This window comes from Geodermatophilus sp. URMC 62, assembly GCF_052931475.1.
In genome coordinates, this window is the sequence record NZ_JBRFHY010000001.1 from 1,917,046 (window position 1) to 1,932,990 (window position 15,945).

Below are 15,945 nucleotides of genomic sequence, written 5' to 3' on the forward strand. Positions count from 1 at the left end.
CCCCCACCCCCGGAGGACCCGCGTGCACCTCTCCCCGCACGAGCAGGAACGGCTGCTGCTCTCCTACGCCGCCGAGCTGGCCCGTCGCCGGCGGGCGCGCGGGCTCCGGCTGAACCTCCCGGAGGCGACGGCGATCGTCACCGACCACGTGCTGGAGGGTGCCCGCGACGGCGTCCTGGTGGCCGAGCTCATGCAGTCCGGCCGGACGGTCCTCACCCGTGACGACGTCATGGACGGCGTCCCCGAGCTGCTGGAGGAGGTGCAGGTGGAGGCGACCTTCCCGGACGGGACGAAGCTGGTCACGGTCCACCAGCCCATCCCGTGACCGGCATCGTGCCCGGCGAGGTGATCCCGGCCGACGGCGTCATCGAGACGCTGCCCGGGGCGCCGCGGATCGAGCTCGAGGTGACCAACACCGGCGACCGGCCGGTGCAGGTGGGCTCGCACGTCCACTTCGCGCAGACCAACCGGGCGCTCGCCTTCGACCGCGACGCCGCGCGCGGGCACCGGCTCGACGTCGCCGCCGGCACCGCCGTCCGCTTCGAACCCGGCATCACCCGCACGGTGACCCTCGTGCCGCTGGCCGGGGCGCGCGTCGTCCCCGGCCTGACCGCCGAGGGGGGCCTCTCCTAGTGGTCCAGCTCAGCCGCGAGCGCTACGCCCAGCTCTACGGCCCCACCACCGGCGACCGCATCCGGCTGGCCGACACCGACCTGCTCGTCGAGGTGGAGGAGGACCGCTGCGGCGGTCCCGGCCGGGCCGGCGAGGAGGCGGTGTTCGGCGGCGGCAAGGTGATCCGCGAGTCGATGGGGCAGGGCCGGGCCACCCGCGCCGAGGGCGCCCCCGACCTCGTGATCACCGGCGCCGTCGTCCTCGACCACTGGGGGGTCGTCAAGGCCGACGTCGGCGTCCGGGACGGCCGGATCGTGGCGCTGGGCAAGGCGGGCAACCCCGACACGATGGACGGCCTCCACCCGGACCTGGTGATCGGGCCGGGCACCGAGGTCATGGCCGGCAACGGCCGCATCCTCACCGCCGGCGGCATCGACTGCCACGTGCACTTCATCTGCCCGCAGATCGTCCCGACGGCGCTGGGCTCGGGCGTGACGACGCTCATCGGCGGCGGCACCGGCCCGGCGGAGGGGTCGAAGGCCACGACCATCACCCCGGGCGACTGGTACCTGGCCCGGATGCTCGAGGCGATGGACCCGCTCCCGGTGAACGTGGCGCTGCTGGGGAAGGGCAACACCGTCTCGCAGGAGTCGATGGAGGAGCAGCTCCGCGGCGGGGCGAGCGGCTTCAAGCTGCACGAGGACTGGGGATCGACGCCCGCGGCGATCGACGCCTGCCTCACCGTGGCCGGGCGCCACGGCGTCCCGGTGGCGCTGCACTCGGACACGCTCAACGAGACCGGGTTCGTCGAGGACACCCTGGCCGCGATCGCCGGGCGGAGCATCCACGCGTACCACACCGAGGGTGCCGGGGGCGGGCACGCGCCCGACATCATCACCGTCGCCGGGCACCCGAACGTGCTGCCGAGCAGCACGAACCCGACCCGGCCGCACACGGTGAACACCCTCGACGAGCACCTCGACATGCTCATGGTCTGCCACCACCTGGACAGCTCCGTGCCCGAGGACCTGGCCTTCGCCGAGAGCCGCATCCGGCCGACGACCATCGCGGCCGAGGACCTGCTGCACGACCTCGGCGCCATCTCGATGATCGGCTCGGACGCGCAGGCGATGGGCCGCGTGGGCGAGGTGGTGCTGCGCACCTGGCAGACCGCGCACGTCATGAAGCGCAAGCGCGGGTCGCTGGCCGGGGACGGCGCGGCGGACAACGCCCGCGCCCGCCGCTACGTCGCCAAGTACACGATCTGCCCGGCGGTGGCGCACGGGATCGACGGCGAGGTCGGCTCGGTCGAGCCCGGCAAGCTCGCCGACCTGGTGCTGTGGGACCCACGGTTCTTCGGCGTCCGGCCGCACGCGGTGCTCAAGGGCGGCGTCATCGCCTGGGCGCAGATGGGCGACGCCAACGCCTCGATCCCCACGCCGCAACCGCAGCTGCCGCGGCCCATGTTCGGCGCGTACGGCCGGGTGCCGGCGCGGACGTCGCTGCACTTCGTGGCGCCCGCGGCGCTGGAGGCCGGGCTGGGCGACCGGCTCGCCGTCGACCGGCGGCTGGTGGCCGTCACCGACACCACGCGGCTGACCAAGGCCGACCTGCCGGAGAACACCGCGCTGCCGGAGATCCGGGTCGACCCCGACACCTTCACCGTGCGGGTGGACGGCGAGGTGTGGGAGCCCGAGCCGGTGCGCGAGCTGCCGATGGCCCAGCGGTACTTCCTCTTCTGATGACGGCAGCTCTCCTCACGCTGGCCGACTCGCGGCTGCCGGCCGGTGGGCACGCGCACTCCGGCGGGGTGGAGCAGGCGGTCGCGGCCGGCCTGGTGCACGGGCCGTCGTCACTGGCCGCCTTCCTGCTCCGCCGGCTGCAGACCGCCGGCAGGGTCGGTGCAGGACTGGCCGCTGCCGGGTGCCGCGGGGGAGACCTCGGTGCCCTCGACGCGGAGGCCGATGCGCGGACGCCGTCGCCGGCGCTGCGGGCGGCGTCCCGGCAGCAGGGGCGCGGGCTGGTGCGGGTGGGCCGCCGCGCCTGGCCGTCGCCGGTCTGGGACGCGCTGCCGGCCGTGCCGCACCACCCGGTCGCGCTCGGCGTCGCCGCGGCCGCGGGCGGGCTGACGCCCCGGGACGCGGCCGCGGCCGCCGCCTACCTCTCGGTCAGCGGCCCGGCGACGGCGGCGCAGCGGCTGCTCGCGATGGACCCGCTCACCGTCGCCGCCGTCACCGCCCGGCTGGCCGGGGAGATCGACGCCGTCGCCGACGCAGCGGTCCGGGAGGGACTCCCCGCCGACACCGACCCGCTCCTCGACCTGCTCGCCGAGGTGCACGCCACGAGAGGGGACCGCTTCTTCGCGTCATGAACACCAACGGGAGTGCGCATGCCACCTGACCACAACCTGACCGACTACGTCGACGCGGAGGTCCCGCACCGGCACGGCGGGCCCCTGCGCATCGGGCTCGGCGGGCCGGTCGGCTCGGGCAAGACCGCCCTGGCCGCGGCGCTGTGCCGCACGCTGGGCGCCGAGTACGACCTCGCCGTCGTCACCAACGACATCTACACGACCGAGGACGCCGACTTCCTGCGCCGCCACGCCGTCCTCCCCGACGACCGGATCGAGGCGGTGCAGACCGGCTGCTGCCCGCACACCGCGATCCGCGACGACATCACCGCCAACCTCGACGCCGTCGAGCTGCTCGAGGCGCGCCACCCGGGTCTGCAGCTGGTGCTCGTGGAGTCCGGTGGGGACAACCTGACGGCGAGCTTCAGCTACGGGCTGGTCGACGTGCAGGTGTTCGTCGTCGACGTCGCCGGCGGGGACAAGGTGCCGCGCAAGGGCGGGCCGGGGGTGACCGCGTCGGACCTGCTGGTGGTGAACAAGACCGACCTCGCGCCGCTGGTGGGCGCCGACCTCGAGGTCATGCGGCGCGACTCGGCGGCGGTGCGCGGGGACAGGCCGACGCTGCTCGTCTCGCTGCGGGAGGACCCGGCCGCCACCGAGGTGGCCGAGTGGGTGCGCGCGCAGGTGCGCGCCCGCGCGCTGCAGCAGGCGTGAGGACCCGGGTCGAGGTCGTCGCGCGGCGCGGCCCCGGCGGGCGCACGGTGCTGCCGGTGGTGCGCGCGAGCGGTCAGCTGGCCGTGCGCCGGACCGGCCCGGCGTCGGTGCACCTGGTGGCGACGGCGTTCGGCCCGCTCGGCGGTGACGACGCGGAGGTCCGGCTGGTGGTCGAGGAGGGCGCCCGGCTGGCGGTGCGCTCGGTGGCCGCCGCCGTCGCGCTGCCCGCCCGGGACGGCGACCGGCCCTCCGTGCAGCGCGTCGTCGCGGAGGTGGCCGGGGAGCTGGACCTGCGGCCCGAGCCGACGGTGGTGGCCGCCCGTGCCCACCACCGGGCCTCGGTGGCGGCCACGCTCGAGCCCGGCGCCGTCCTCACCGCCACCGAGCAGGTGCTGCTCGGCCGCACGGGTGAGGAGCCCGGCCGCTGGACCGGCACGACGCGGGTGGTCGTCGGCGGGCAGCCGCTGCTGCACACGACCGTCGGCCTCGGCCCGGGCGCGCCGGCCTGGCTGCCGCCGGTGGCGCCCCGCGCGTACGCGTCCACCGTGCACGTCGGGCAGGCCGCGGGGGTGCTGACCGCCGAGGACGCCGTCCGGCTGCCGCTGGAGGGCGGCTGGGTGGCCACCGCGTGGGGCACCGAGCTGCACCGCGTGGTGCGCGCGGTGCAGGCGGTCGCGTGAGCAGCCCGCGAGGAGGCGCCGTGAGCCTCCTCGTCCGGGCCGAGGGTGGGAGGACCTCCTCGTCCCCACCCCTCGCTCCGCTCGGGGCGGGGCCCTGGAGGGGCCGGAGGGCGGGGAGAGGGGTGCTCCGCTCAGCTCTGCTGCTCGCCCTCCTCGCGGGCGGCCTCGTCGAGGACCTTCGGGTCGTCGGTCACGCCGCCGGCGGGGTCGGCGTTGCCCAGCGCGGTCTCGGCGGGCAACTGCTGGACGTGCTCGCGGGCGCGCTCGCGCAGGTCGTCGGTCGGTTCGGACACGGGTCCTCCTCGGGTTCTCGCGGTACGCGGGAGCCCTACCCCGCCCGTGACTCGGTGATCCCCGCGACCGACGCGTTCGACCTGCCCGACCTCGCCGTGCGGTCCCAGGGCGGTCCCGTGGTGGCCCTGCAGCACCGGTGGGCGGCCACCGCTCGCGGGTAGGGCCCGCACCATGGCGACCATCGCGATCACCGGCTCCACCGACGGCATCGGGCGCGCGGCGGCGCGGCGGCTGCTCGGCGAGGGGCACACCGTCGTGCTGCACGCCCGCAGCGAGGCGCGCGGCGAACCGGTCGCCGAGGAGCTCGGCCGGCTCGGCGACGTCCGGCTGGTCACCGGCGACCTGGCCGACCTCGACGAGGTGCGCGCACTCGCCGGGCAGGTGGGGGACGTCGACGTGCTCGTCCACAACGCCGGCGTCTGGCCCGACGAGGGCGCGCCGCCGAGCCGGCAGGGCCACGAGCTCGCGTTCGCGGTGAACGCGCTGGCGCCGCACCTGCTCACCGCCCTGCTGCGCGACCGGGTGCGCGAGCGGCTGGTGTTCCTCGGCAGCGGGATGGTCGGCTCGGGGCGCGTCGACCCCGACGACCTCGGCAGCCCGCGGGAGCCCGAACGAGCCTACGCCGACTCCAAGGCGCTCGACGTCGTCCTGGCGCTGGGCTGGGCCCGCCGCCTGCCGGGGCTGCGGGTGGGCGCCGTCGACCCGGGGTGGGTGCGCACCAAGCTCGCCTCGGCGGGCGCACCGGGCGACGTCGAGGACGGCGGCGCGCGGGTGGCGCTGGCCGCGGCCGGCGACTGGCGCGGCGGCTACACGGCTGGCCGGCGCCCGGCGCGGACGCCGCGCGCCCTGGAGGACCGCGACCTGCAGGACCGGGTGCTCACCGCGATGGACCGCCTCGCGGGGATCGCCGGCTGAGCGTGTGCGCTGACGCCGCACTCGCGTGCGCGGAGCGCGGCGTCGGCGCACACGCTCAGGTCCTGGTGACGTGCTCCGGGCGGACGGGGACGCGGCGCAGCGGCAGGCCGGTCGCGGCGCGGATCGCGGCCAGCACCGCCGGCCCCGAGGAGATGTTGGGCGCCTCGCCCACCCCGCGCAGGCCGTACGGGGCGTGCGGGTCGGCGCACTCCAGCACCTCGATGCGCATCGGCGGCACGTCGAGCACGGTCGGGATCAGGTAGTCGGTGAACGACGGGTTCTGCACCCGGCCGTCGCGGACCAGGATCTCCTCCATCACCGCCAGGCCGAGCCCCTGCGCGGTGCCGCCCTGGATCTGCCCGATCACCGCCTGCGGGTTGATCGCCTTGCCGACGTCCTGGGTGCAGGCCATCTCCACGACCTTGACCAGCCCGAGCTCGGTGTCGACGTCGACCACCGCCCGGTGCGCGGAGAAGGCGTACTGGACGTGCGCGAAGCCCTGCCCGGTCTCGGGGTCGACCGGTTCGGTGGGCCGGTGCCGCCACTCCAGGGTCTCCTCGACCGCCTCGTCGCCGAGCACGTCGGCCAGCGGCAGCTGCAGGCCCTCGGCCACCACGGCGCCGTCGAAGAGCCGCAGGTCCCCGGCCGGGCGGCCGGTCAGCTCCGCGGCCCGTTCCAGCACCCGGGCGCGCACCGCCTCGCAGGCGGCCTTGACCGCGCCGCCGGTGACGTAGGTCTGCCGGGACGCCGACGTGGAGCCGGCCGACCCGACGCCGGTGTCCTTGGGGTGGACGACGACGGCGTCGACGCCGAGCTCGGTGCGCACGATCTGCTGCTCGACGGTGACCAGGCCCTGGCCGACCTCGGCGGCCGCGGTGTGCACCGTGGCGACCGGCTCCCCGCCGGCCACCTCGAGCCGCACGCGGGCAGTGGAGGAGTCGTCGTAGCCCTCGGAGAAGGCGACGTTCTTGTACGCCACGGCGTAGCCGACGCCGCGCCGGACGCCCTCGCCGTGGGTGGTGTTGGAGACCCCGCCGGGCAGGTCGCGCAGGTCGAGGGTGGTGGGCGGCGCGGGCAGCGGCATGGCCTGCAGCCGGCGCAGCAGCTCGGCCACCGGCGCCGGGCTGTCGATCACCTGGCCGGTGGGGGTCGGCGAGCCCTCCTCCATCGCGTTGCGACAGCGCAGCTCGACCGGGTCCATGCCGAGCTCGGCGGCGAGCGCGTCCATCTGCGCCTCGTAGGCGAAGGCGGTCTGCACCGACCCGAACCCGCGCATGGCGCCGCACGGCGGGTTGTTGGTGTAGGCGCCGTAGCAGTCGACGTGCACGTTCGGGACGACGTAGGGGCCGACGCCCATCGTCCCGCCGTTGCCCACGACCGCCGGGGTGCTGGAGGCGTAGGCGCCGCCGTCGAAGTAGATCGCCGCCTTCACGTACACCAGGTCGCCGACGCGGGTGGCGCCGTGCTCGTAGCGCATGGTGGCCGGGTGCCGGTGCACGTGGCCGAGGAAGGACTCCTCGCGGTTGTAGGACATCTTCACCGGCCGCCCGGTGCGCAGCGCCAGCAGGCAGGCGTGCACGTGCATCGAGAGGTCCTCGCGGCCGCCGAACGCGCCGCCCACCCCGGCCAGGGTCAGCCGGACCCGCTCGGGCGGCAGGCCCAGCGCCGCGCAGATCTGCCGCTGGTCGACGTGCAGCCACTGGGTGGCCACGTACAGGTCGACGCCGCCGTCCTCGGCCGGCACCGCCAGCCCCGACTCGGGGCCGAGGAACGCCTGGTCCTGCATGCCGACCTCGTACTCGCCGACCACGACGACGTCGGCGGTGGCGTCCGGGTCGCCCCTGCGCACCTTGAGGTGGCGCACCAGGTTGCCGTGCGGGTGCAGGTGGGCGCTCTCCCGGCTCAGCTCGGTGACCTCGGCCGGGGCGTCGTGCACCCGGTCCCTGGGTGGGGACGTGTCTGGGTGGTCGGGTGTCGGGTGCCCCAGCGCCGTCCGGGCGTCGGTGACCGGCTCCCAGACCTCGTAGTCGACGGCGATCCGCGCCGCGGCCCGGCGGGCGGTCTCGGGGTGGTCGGCGGCGACCAGCGCCACCGGCTCGCCCTGGTAGCGGACGACGTCGAGGGCGAGCACCGGCTGGTCGGCCAGCTCGAGGCCGTAGACCTTCTCGCCGGGCACGTCGTCGGAGGTGAGGACGGCGTACACCCCGGGGACGGCCAGCGCCGGGCCGACGTCGATCGAGCGGATGCGCGCGTAGGGGTGCGGGCTGCGCAGCGTGACGCCCCACAGCATGTCGTCGGTCCACAGGTCGCTGCCGTAGGCGAACTCGCCGCGGACCTTGAGGACGCCGTCGGGCCGGGCGGCGTCGTCGCCGACCCGCCCGCCGCCGGGGCCGGTGAGGTGCGCGGGCGCGCCGCTGGGGGTGCGGGTGGGGCTGCTCATCGCGCCTCCTCCGCCGTGCGGTCGGCGGCCAGCCGGACGGCGTCCAGGATCTTCTCGTAGCCGGTGCAGCGGCAGAGGTTCCCGGCCAGCGCCTCGCGGATCTCGGCGTCTTCGGGCCTGCGCCCCTCGGCCCGCGCGCGGGCGAGGAGGTCGTCGGTGGCCACCAGCAGGCCGGGGGTGCAGAAGCCGCACTGGACGGCGCCGGCGTCGAGGAAGGCCTGCTGCACCGGGTGCAGCCCGTCCTCCCCCGCCAGCCCCTCGACGGTGCCGACCTCGCGGCCCTCCGCCTGCCCGGCGGCGACCAGGCAGGCGCAGACCGGCAGCCCGTCGAGGTAGACGGTGCACGAGCCGCACTCGCCCTGCTCGCAGGCGTTCTTCGAGCCGGGCAGGCCCATCCGCTCGCGCAGCACGTAGAGCAGGCTCTCGCCCTCCCAGACGTCGTCCACCTGCTGCTCGGTGCCGTTGACGGTGCAGGTCAGGCGCACGTGCGGTCTCCCTCCCGGTACTCGGCCCAGGCCCAGGTCAGCGTGCGGCGGGCCATGACCGACAGCGCGTGGACGCGGTAGCGGGCGGTGCCGCGGACGTCGTCGATGGGGGCGGCGGCCCCGGCGACCAGCTCGCCGAAGCGGGCCGCGGTGGCCGCCGGCAGCTCGGCGCGGGACTCCCAGAGCCCGTCGAGCTCGCCGGCGAGGAACTCCTCCGCCTCGGGTGCCCGGCGCGGGGTGGGCGCGGCCGAGCCGATGCCGGTGCCGACGGCGCGGCGGTCGGGGTGCAGGGCCAGCCCGAACGCGGCGACGGCGATGACCATCGCGTTGCGAGTGCCGATCTTGCTGTACTGCTGCGGGCCGCTCGGGGGGCGGATCCGGACGGCCGCGATCAGCTCGTCGCCGGCCAGCGCGGAGCGCTTGACGCCCCGGTAGAAGTCGGCGACCGGGATGCGGCGGGTGCCGCGGACGCTCGCCACCTCGACCTCGGCACCGGCGGCCAGCAGCGCGGGGTGGGCGTCGCCGGCCGGGGAGGCGGTGGCCAGGTTGCCGCCGACGGTGCCGCGGTTGCGGATCTGCGGCGAGCCGATGGTGCGGGCGGCCATCGCCAGGCCGGGCAGCCGGTTCCCGAGCTCGGTGATGACGCGGGCGTAGGGGACGCCGGCGCCCAGCCGCACGACGCCGTCCTCGGTGTCCCACTGCCGCAGCTCGGGGACCCGGGTGAGGTCCAGCAGCCGCGGCGGGCGCAGCCGGCCGAAGTTGACCGCGACCATGACGTCGGTGCCCCCGGCGATCGGGACCGCGTCGGGGGAGGCGGCCTTCGCCTCGACCGCCTCCCGCCACGTCGTGGGCTGCAGGAACTCCATGCGCCGCTCCTCCTGGTGCACCGGGGGAGGGCCACGGTAGCGCCGCTGCGTTCCAGGGGGGTCACGCGTCGCGGTCGGTCCCCCGTGGGCAGGATGCGCCCGTGGAGACGACTGCCGACCTGCTCGTGCACGACGCCGACCTGCTGGCCACCGTCGACGACGACCGCCGCGAGCTCGCCGGCGGCTGGGTCGCCGTCACCGGAGGCGTGGTGAGCGGGGTCGGGGGACCGGGCGACCCGCGGCCGGCCGCCGTCCGCACGGTCGACGCGCGCGGCTGCCTGGTGACGCCCGGGCTGGTCAACACCCACCACCACCTCTACCAGAACCTGACCCGCTCCTACGCCCCGGCGCTGACCGGCGGGCTGTTCGACTGGCTGGTCACCCTCTACCCGCTGTGGGCGCGGCTGGACGAGGAGGCCGCGTACGTGTCGGCCTACGTCGGGCTCACCGAGCTCGCGCTGGCCGGCTGCACCACCTCGACCGACCACCTCTACGTGCACCCGCGCGGTGCCGGCGACCTGATCGCCGCCGAGGTGCGCGCGGCGCAGGACCTCGGCGTCCGCTCGCAGTTCACCCGCGGGTCGATGTCGCTGTCGGAGAAGGACGGCGGGCTGCCGCCGGACTCCGTCGTCCAGGACGACGACGAGGTCCTGGCGGACTCCGAGCGCCTGGTGGCCGCCCACCACGACCGGTCCCCGCACGCGCTGACCCGGATCGCGCTGGCGCCGTGCTCGCCGTTCAGCGTGTCGCCGGCGCTGATGAGCCGCACCGCCGAGCTGGCCGAGCGGCTCGACGTCCGGCTGCACACGCACCTGGCCGAGACGCAGGACGAGGACGCGTACTGCCTGGAGCGCTTCGGCCGCCGCCCGGTCGACCACCTCGCCGACGTCGGCTGGATGAGCGACCGGGTCTGGCTGGCGCACGTGGTCTGGCCCTCGCCGGACGAGGTGGCCCGGCTCGGTGCGGCGCGGGTCGGGGCGGCGCACTGCCCGTCGTCGAACATGGTGCTGGGCAGCGGGCTGGCGCCGGTGGCCGAGCTGCGGTCGGCCGGGGCGCCGGTGGGGCTGGGCGTGGACGGCTCGTCGTCGGCGGACGCCGCGTCGCTGTGGCTGGAGGCCCGCACGGCGATGCTGCAGGGCAAGCTGCGGCACGGCGCGGGCTCGTTCACCGCCCGCGACGCACTGGAGATCGCCACCCGCGGCGGAGCGGCCTGCCTCGGGCGCGCCGGCGAGATCGGGCAGCTCTCGGTCGGGGCGTGCGGCGACCTGGCGGTGTGGCCGCTGACCGGCGTCGCGTTCGCCGGGGCCCTGTCGGACCCGGTGGAGGCGTGGCTGCGCTGCGGGCCGGTGGCGGCGCGGCACACCGTCGTCGGTGGGCGGTTCGTCGTCGAGGACGGTGTCCCGGTGCACCCGGGCCTGGGCGAGCAGCTCGCCGTCCACCGCCGGGCGTCAGCGCGTATCCAGGCGGCTGAGCCTGACTAGAGGGCGGCGGCGAGGGCCTCGAGGTCGTCCACGGTGCCGTCGAGGTGCGGGGACACCCGCAGGACGGGGGAGGTCATCTCCTCCGGCGCCCGCTCGGGCAGCGCCGCGGTCGTGACGATGCCGTGCTCGCCGATCAGCCGCGCCCGGGTGGCGACGACGTCGACGCCGTCCGGCGGCCGCAGCGTGGTGGTGGCCGTCGGCTCGTCGAGCGGCTCGACCACCCGCCAGCCGGCCGCGCCGTCGAGCACCGTCCGCGCGGCCCGGCCCAGCGCGGACAGCCGCGCGCGCACCCGGTCGGGGCCGGCGGCCAGGTGCTCCCCGACGGCGAGCACCAGCCCGACGCGGCCGGCCACGTGGGCCTCGCCGCTCTCCAGCGCGCGCAGCGGCGGCAGGTCGGCCGGCGCGGGCAGCACCGGCGTCAGCTCCGCGGCCACCGCCGGGCGCACGCACAGCACGCCCACCCCGCGCGGCCCGGCCAGCCACTTGCGCGAGGTCGAGTAGACGACGTCGGCGCCGAGGTCGACGTCGACGTGCCCCAGTGACTGCGCGGCGTCGAGCACCAGCGGCACCCCGTGCTCGCGGCACAGCGCCGCGACCTCCGCCGCCGGCTGGACGACGCCGCGGTGGCTGGCCACGTGGGTCAGGTGCACGAGACGCGGGGGGTCGCCGGCCAGCAGCCGTTCCAGCGCGGCCACGTCGGCCCGGCCGTCGCCGTCCACGGCCAGCGGCACCGCCGCGAGGCCCGCGTCGCGCAGCATCGCGGCGTTGGGCGCGTACTCGCCGGGCAGGCGGGCCACCCGGGACCCGGCGGGCAGCCGCCACGCGCCCAGCAGCGCCGCGAGCGCGGCCTGCGCCGACTCGACGAAGACGACGTCGGCCGCGGCCATCCCGACCAGCCCGCCGAGCACGCTGCGCCCCTGCTGGAGCAGGTGCTCGGCGGTCGCCTCGGCCACGTACCCGCCGAGCTCGGCCTCGTGCCGGGCGTGCTGGGCCACCGCCTCGAGCACCCGGGTGCTCTGCCGGCTGCACGCGGCGGTGTCCAGGTGGCGCCCGGCCGGCCGGGGGCGCGCGGCGAACCAGGCGTCGCCGAGGTCCTCGTGGGGGAGCAGCACGTCGAGCGCGGTCACGCCCCGACGGTAGCGACGCGGGTCAGGTGTCGAGCTGGCCGCGCGCCACCGAGTCGCCGGAGTGGGTCGGGTCGCCGTCGAGCTGCTCGACCGAGACGTCGACGACCGGGTACTCCCCGATGTCGACCTCGGGGGGCAGCTCGAACTCCTCGATGCCGGGCCGGGCGACGCCGAGCGGGATGAGCCCGGACACCGACTCGGTGAGCAGCCAGGCCTCCAGGTAGCCCTCCCGGGGGGCGTCGGCGTCCAGCTCGACCCGCAGCACCCGCGTGCCGTCGGGCCGCTCCAGCACCGCGGCCCGGCCGGAGGCACCGCTGCCCTCCAGCGGGTCGAGCGTGGCGGCCGCCACCGGCACACCGGTGTCGGCGGGCTGCGCCGGGTCGCGGTCGCGAACGGCCACCACGCCGGCGCCGATCACCAGCCCGGTCACCAGCGACGCCGCGGCGGCCAGCACGACTCGGTTCCGGCGCGGGCGCAGCGGGACCACGGGTGCGGGCGTCGGGCCGGGGACACCGGCGGCGGGCCCGAGCACCGGGACGGGCGGGACGTCGGGCACCGGGCCGGCGGGCGGGGCCGACGCGGCGACGACGTCGGGCCGGGGTGCGGCGCCGACCCCGGTGGCCGCGGCGATGCCGGCCCACAGCCCCGGCGGCGGGGCGACGGGTGGTCCCGGGTCGGCCAGCTCGGGCAGCGCCAGCGCCAGGACCGGACGGCGCAACCGGGCGACCTCCTCGCGGCAGCGTGCGCAGCCGGCCAGGTGCGCGGCGTCGTCGGCGGCGAGGGGCTCGCCGAGCGCGGCCAGCGCCAGCTCCTCAGGCGTGCAGTGCGGCACCGTCCACCTCCAACCGGTCGCGCAGGCGCTCCAGGGTGCGCCGGATGTGGCTCTTGACCGTCCCCAGCGGCAGGCCGGTGCGCTCGGCGATCTGCGAGTGCGTGAGGTCGGCGAAGAAGGCCAGCTCGATGATCCCCCGCTGGGGCTGGCCGAGGCGGTCCAGCTCGCCGAGCAGCAGCACGCGGTCGGCGACGGCGGCGTCGACGGGGACCGCGCCGGTGGCCGGCGCGGTCTGCGCCTCGGCCAGGGCGGCCTCGGCGGCGCGACGCTGGCGGTCCCGCCGCGCCCACGCGTCGGCGATCTTGTGCCGGGCCACCCCGACCAGCCACGCGGGCAGTGGGCCCTGCTCGGGGCGGAAGCCGGCGCGGCCGGTCCAGGCGGAGACGAAGGTCTGCTGGGTGACGTCCTCGGCGTCGGGTCCGGGGCCGAACGCGCGCACCGCCATGCCGTGGACCTGCCCGGCGAAGCGCTCGTAGGCCCACGCCAGCGCCTGCTCCTCGCCCGCGGCGAAGCGGCGGCCGACCTCGTCGTCGTCCGGCCCGGCGGCGTCCGGCGCGGCCGGTGTCGCCTCCGTGGTCACCCGCTCGACCCTAGGGGTTCGCGGGCCGCCGGGGCCGCCGGTCCGCGGACCGAGGACCCTCACGCCGGCTCCGCGACGACGACCACGTTGTCGCGGTAGCCGCCGACGTCGGGCAGGAACGGCCCGCCGCAGGTGACCAGGGTCAGCCGGGGTGGCCCGTCGCGGCGGAAGAGGACGTCGACCGGCAGCGCCTGCTTGTCCAGCAGCTCCCGCCCGGCGACCACCCAGCGGGTCACCGCGCCGGCGGCGTCGGTCACCAGGACCTCGTCGCCGGGCTGCACCTCCCGCAGCGGGGCGAGGGCGCCGAGGCCCTGCTCGACGTCGTCCACGTGCCCGGCCACCACCGCCGAACCGGGCGCACCGGGCACCGGGCCGAAGCGGTACCAGCCGGCCCGGCCGACGTCGCCGGGCAGCGCCATCTGCCCGTCGGCAGTGACGCCGGTCGCGTCGACCGGGGCGTCCACGCCGCGCGCAGGGATCTGCAGCCGCACCGGCGCGGTCACCTCGGCGGGCGGTGCGGGGGCGGCGTCGTGGACGTCCACCCCGGGGGTCGGCGTGGCCGCAGGCGTCCCCAGTGCCTGGACGACCGGTTCGCCCGCCGTCGCCGGCGGCCGGGTCAGCTCCCACGCGGTGGGCGCGCCCACGGCGAGGGCCAGGCCCAGGGCCACGCCGGCGGCGGCGGGTCGCACCGTCGTCCTCCCGTCAGGCGCGGGTCGTGGCGAGCCGGCGGGCGGCCAGCCCGGCACCGGCCAAGCCCAGCGCGGACAGGCCGAGCAGGGGCAGCGGCAGGCCGTCGTCGTCGGCGAGGCCGGCGGTGCCGGCGGGGACGCCGGAGGGCGCCGAGCCCGCGCCGTCGATCATCTGGACGGCCAGCTGGTAGCCGGCCTCCTCGGAGCCCCACGCGTAGACGGCCGTGGTGGCGCCCTCGGCGACGGTCAGGTCGGCCGGGCCGATCGCGACGGTGTCGGTGCCGGCCAGGACGACGTCGGCGCTGACCGTGCCGGCGGGCACCTCGAGGGTCGCCTCGTCCGGGTTGGCCAGGTCCGGCGCGACCACCTGGCCGCCGGCCCGGACGTCGACCGCGGGGGCGGCCGCGACGTGCCGGACGACGACCCGGCCCTGACCCGCGGGCACCGCCGAGGTGTCGTTGACGAACGGCGTGAGCGCGGGCCGGCCCTCGGCCGTGAGGTGCGCGACGACGGTGGCGTTCGCGCCGGCGGGCACCGCGACGCCGTCGGCCGCGAGCAGCGGCGCGCCCGACCCGTCGGCGGCGTCGGCGGGGAAGAGCGCCAGGTCGTAGGAGCCGGCCGGCAGCTGCAGCGGGTCGGTGAGCGTGCCGGGCTGGAAGTCGTCGATCAGCCGCTCGCCGTTGGCGTAGACGTCGACCGGGGTGTCCGGTACGGCGTGCAGGACGGAGACGGTGGCGGTGTCGGCCGCGGTGGCCGGTGTCGCGCCGAGGGCGAGCAGCGCGCCGGCGCCGGCGACGGTGGCGAGGCCGAGGGTGCGGGTCCGGGTCACGGGGTCCTCCGGGGTGTGGGGGTGCTGACACCTCCTCTTCCGGCGGTCCCCCGGATCCGGATGCACCCCTCTCAGCCGGGCACGGCGAGTGAGACGCCGAAGTCGCCGTCGGGGTCGGTCCACCAGTGCGTCAGGCGCAGGCCCGCCGCGGCGAGCTCGTCCTCGACCCGCTCGCGGCGGAACTTCGCCGACACCTCGGTGCGCAGCTCCTCACCGGCGGCGAAGGGGACCTCGAGGTCGAGGGCGGCGACCCGCACCACCTGGTCGGTCCGCGAGCGCAGCCGCATCTCGATCCACTCGTGCGCGGCGTCCCACACCGCGACGTGGTCGAACGCGGCGGGGTCGAAGTCGGCGCCCAGCTCCCGGTCCAGCACGGTCAGCACGTTGCGGTTGAACTCCGCGGTCACGCCGGCTGCGTCGTCGTAGGCCCGCACCAGCCGGGCGGGGTCCTTGACCAGGTCGGTGCCGAGCAGGAAGGAGTCCCCGGACTGCAGGCTGGCGGCCAGGTCGCGCAGGAACGCCGCCCGCGGGCCGGGCTCGAGGTTGCCGATGGTGGAGCCGAGGAAGGCCACCAGCCGGCGTCCGGAGCGGGGCAGCAGGCCCAGGTGCCGGGTGAAGTCGCCGACGACGGCGTCGACGGCCACGCCCGGGTACTCGGCGGTGATCGCCGCGCCGGCCGCCTCCAGCACCGAGGGGTCGACGTCGAAGGGGACGAACCGCCGCAGCGTCCCGGCCTCGTGCAGCGCGGTGAGCAGCAGCCGCGTCTTCTCCGAGGTGCCGCTGCCGAGCTCGACCAGCACGTCGGCGCCCGAGGCCGCGGCCATCTCGCCGGCGTGCGCTGCCAGCACGGCCCGTTCGGCGCGGGTCGGGTAGTACTCGGGCAGCCGGGTGATCTCGTCGAACAGCGCGCTGCCGCGGGCGTCGTAGAACCAGCGCGGTGGCAGCGACTTCGGCGTCGACGTCAGCCCGGCCAGCGCGTCGGCGCGCAGCGCGGCCGCGGTGTCGTCGGGGGCGAGGTGGCGGGCCTGGGTGTCGGTCACGGAGCTCCTCG

Annotated in this window: 18 protein-coding genes; 8 read left to right on the top strand and 10 right to left on the bottom strand. The window is 77.0% G+C overall.

The window, feature by feature from the left end; genetic code table 11:
- Positions 1 to 22: 22 nt before the first annotated feature.
- From ACU616_RS09200 to ACU616_RS09225, 6 genes are read left to right on the top strand one after another with little or no spacing between them, the layout of a single operon-like run.
- Entirely contained in the window at positions 23 to 325 is a 303-nt protein-coding gene (locus ACU616_RS09200; RefSeq protein WP_091364026.1) for an urease subunit gamma, read from the top strand.
- Complete coding sequence (locus ACU616_RS09205) at positions 322 to 633, top strand: urease subunit beta (protein WP_446758168.1); 312 nt, start codon at positions 322 to 324, stop codon at positions 631 to 633. The genes ACU616_RS09200 and ACU616_RS09205 overlap by 4 nt, the downstream gene beginning before the upstream one ends.
- Positions 633 to 2,354 (top strand): urease subunit alpha, encoded by a 1,722-nt coding sequence (locus ACU616_RS09210; RefSeq protein WP_446758169.1) that lies wholly within the window; start codon positions 633 to 635, stop codon positions 2,352 to 2,354. Before ACU616_RS09205 ends, ACU616_RS09210 begins: the two co-directional genes overlap by 1 nt.
- On the top strand, positions 2,354 to 2,983 hold the full coding sequence (locus ACU616_RS09215; protein ID WP_446758170.1) for an urease accessory protein UreF: 630 nt from the start codon (positions 2,354 to 2,356) through the stop codon (positions 2,981 to 2,983). Before ACU616_RS09210 ends, ACU616_RS09215 begins: the two co-directional genes overlap by 1 nt.
- Before the next feature lie 18 nt (positions 2,984 to 3,001).
- Positions 3,002 to 3,676: an urease accessory protein UreG gene (gene ureG, locus ACU616_RS09220; protein WP_446758171.1), complete on the top strand. Its 675-nt coding sequence runs from the start codon at positions 3,002 to 3,004 to the stop codon at positions 3,674 to 3,676.
- Positions 3,673 to 4,356 (top strand): urease accessory protein UreD, encoded by a 684-nt coding sequence (locus ACU616_RS09225; RefSeq protein ID WP_446758172.1) that lies wholly within the window; start codon positions 3,673 to 3,675, stop codon positions 4,354 to 4,356. The genes ureG and ACU616_RS09225 overlap by 4 nt, the downstream gene beginning before the upstream one ends.
- 131 nt (positions 4,357 to 4,487) lie before the next feature.
- Here the strand turns inward: ACU616_RS09225 and ACU616_RS09230 are convergent, their stop codons facing one another.
- The gene (locus ACU616_RS09230) at positions 4,488 to 4,649 is read right to left on the bottom strand and encodes a hypothetical protein (protein ID WP_446758173.1); all 162 of its coding nucleotides are present in this window, start codon (positions 4,647 to 4,649) and stop codon (positions 4,488 to 4,490) included.
- A 172-nt stretch (positions 4,650 to 4,821) separates the two neighbouring features.
- On the opposite strand from ACU616_RS09230, the gene ACU616_RS09235 reads away from it, so the two are divergent.
- Positions 4,822 to 5,565 carry an SDR family NAD(P)-dependent oxidoreductase gene (locus ACU616_RS09235; RefSeq protein WP_446758174.1) on the top strand — a complete coding sequence of 248 codons (744 nt, stop codon included), beginning with the start codon at positions 4,822 to 4,824 and terminating at the stop codon, positions 5,563 to 5,565.
- A gap of 55 nt (positions 5,566 to 5,620) precedes the next feature.
- Here the strand turns inward: ACU616_RS09235 and ACU616_RS09240 are convergent, their stop codons facing one another.
- From ACU616_RS09240 to ACU616_RS09250, 3 genes are read right to left on the bottom strand one after another with little or no spacing between them, the layout of a single operon-like run.
- Positions 5,621 to 8,005, bottom strand: a complete 2,385-nt coding sequence (locus ACU616_RS09240) for a molybdopterin cofactor-binding domain-containing protein (RefSeq protein ID WP_446758175.1) — start codon at positions 8,003 to 8,005, stop codon at positions 5,621 to 5,623.
- Positions 8,002 to 8,490 carry a (2Fe-2S)-binding protein gene (locus ACU616_RS09245; protein WP_446758176.1) on the bottom strand — a complete coding sequence of 163 codons (489 nt, stop codon included), beginning with the start codon at positions 8,488 to 8,490 and terminating at the stop codon, positions 8,002 to 8,004. The genes ACU616_RS09240 and ACU616_RS09245 overlap by 4 nt, the downstream gene beginning before the upstream one ends.
- Positions 8,481 to 9,356: an FAD binding domain-containing protein gene (locus tag ACU616_RS09250; RefSeq protein ID WP_446758177.1), complete on the bottom strand. Its 876-nt coding sequence runs from the start codon at positions 9,354 to 9,356 to the stop codon at positions 8,481 to 8,483. The genes ACU616_RS09245 and ACU616_RS09250 overlap by 10 nt, the downstream gene beginning before the upstream one ends.
- A 101-nt stretch (positions 9,357 to 9,457) precedes the next feature.
- Between ACU616_RS09250 and ACU616_RS09255 the strand changes: the two genes are divergently transcribed.
- The gene (locus ACU616_RS09255; RefSeq protein WP_446758178.1) at positions 9,458 to 10,837 is read left to right on the top strand and encodes an 8-oxoguanine deaminase; all 1,380 of its coding nucleotides are present in this window, start codon (positions 9,458 to 9,460) and stop codon (positions 10,835 to 10,837) included.
- Here ACU616_RS09255 and egtE read toward each other — a convergent pair.
- The 6 genes from egtE to egtD all read right to left on the bottom strand — a co-directional run bounded on the left by egtE (position 10,834) and on the right by egtD (position 15,934).
- Positions 10,834 to 11,964, bottom strand: a complete 1,131-nt coding sequence (egtE, locus tag ACU616_RS09260) for an ergothioneine biosynthesis PLP-dependent enzyme EgtE (RefSeq protein WP_446758179.1) — start codon at positions 11,962 to 11,964, stop codon at positions 10,834 to 10,836. The genes ACU616_RS09255 and egtE overlap by 4 nt on opposite strands.
- A gap of 22 nt (positions 11,965 to 11,986) precedes the next feature.
- Positions 11,987 to 12,796 (bottom strand): anti-sigma factor, encoded by an 810-nt coding sequence (locus ACU616_RS09265; protein WP_446758180.1) that lies wholly within the window; start codon positions 12,794 to 12,796, stop codon positions 11,987 to 11,989.
- The gene (locus ACU616_RS09270; protein ID WP_446758181.1) at positions 12,777 to 13,376 is read right to left on the bottom strand and encodes an RNA polymerase sigma factor; all 600 of its coding nucleotides are present in this window, start codon (positions 13,374 to 13,376) and stop codon (positions 12,777 to 12,779) included. Before ACU616_RS09270 ends, ACU616_RS09265 begins: the two co-directional genes overlap by 20 nt.
- A 59-nt stretch (positions 13,377 to 13,435) precedes the next feature.
- Entirely contained in the window at positions 13,436 to 14,065 is a 630-nt protein-coding gene (locus ACU616_RS09275) for a class F sortase (RefSeq protein WP_446758182.1), read from the bottom strand.
- A gap of 13 nt (positions 14,066 to 14,078) precedes the next feature.
- Positions 14,079 to 14,894, bottom strand: coding sequence for a DUF4397 domain-containing protein (locus ACU616_RS09280; RefSeq protein ID WP_446758183.1), 816 nt, complete (start codon positions 14,892 to 14,894; stop codon positions 14,079 to 14,081).
- A gap of 71 nt (positions 14,895 to 14,965) precedes the next feature.
- The gene (egtD, locus tag ACU616_RS09285; protein ID WP_446758184.1) at positions 14,966 to 15,934 is read right to left on the bottom strand and encodes an L-histidine N(alpha)-methyltransferase; all 969 of its coding nucleotides are present in this window, start codon (positions 15,932 to 15,934) and stop codon (positions 14,966 to 14,968) included.
- Positions 15,935 to 15,945: the final 11 nt, after the last annotated feature.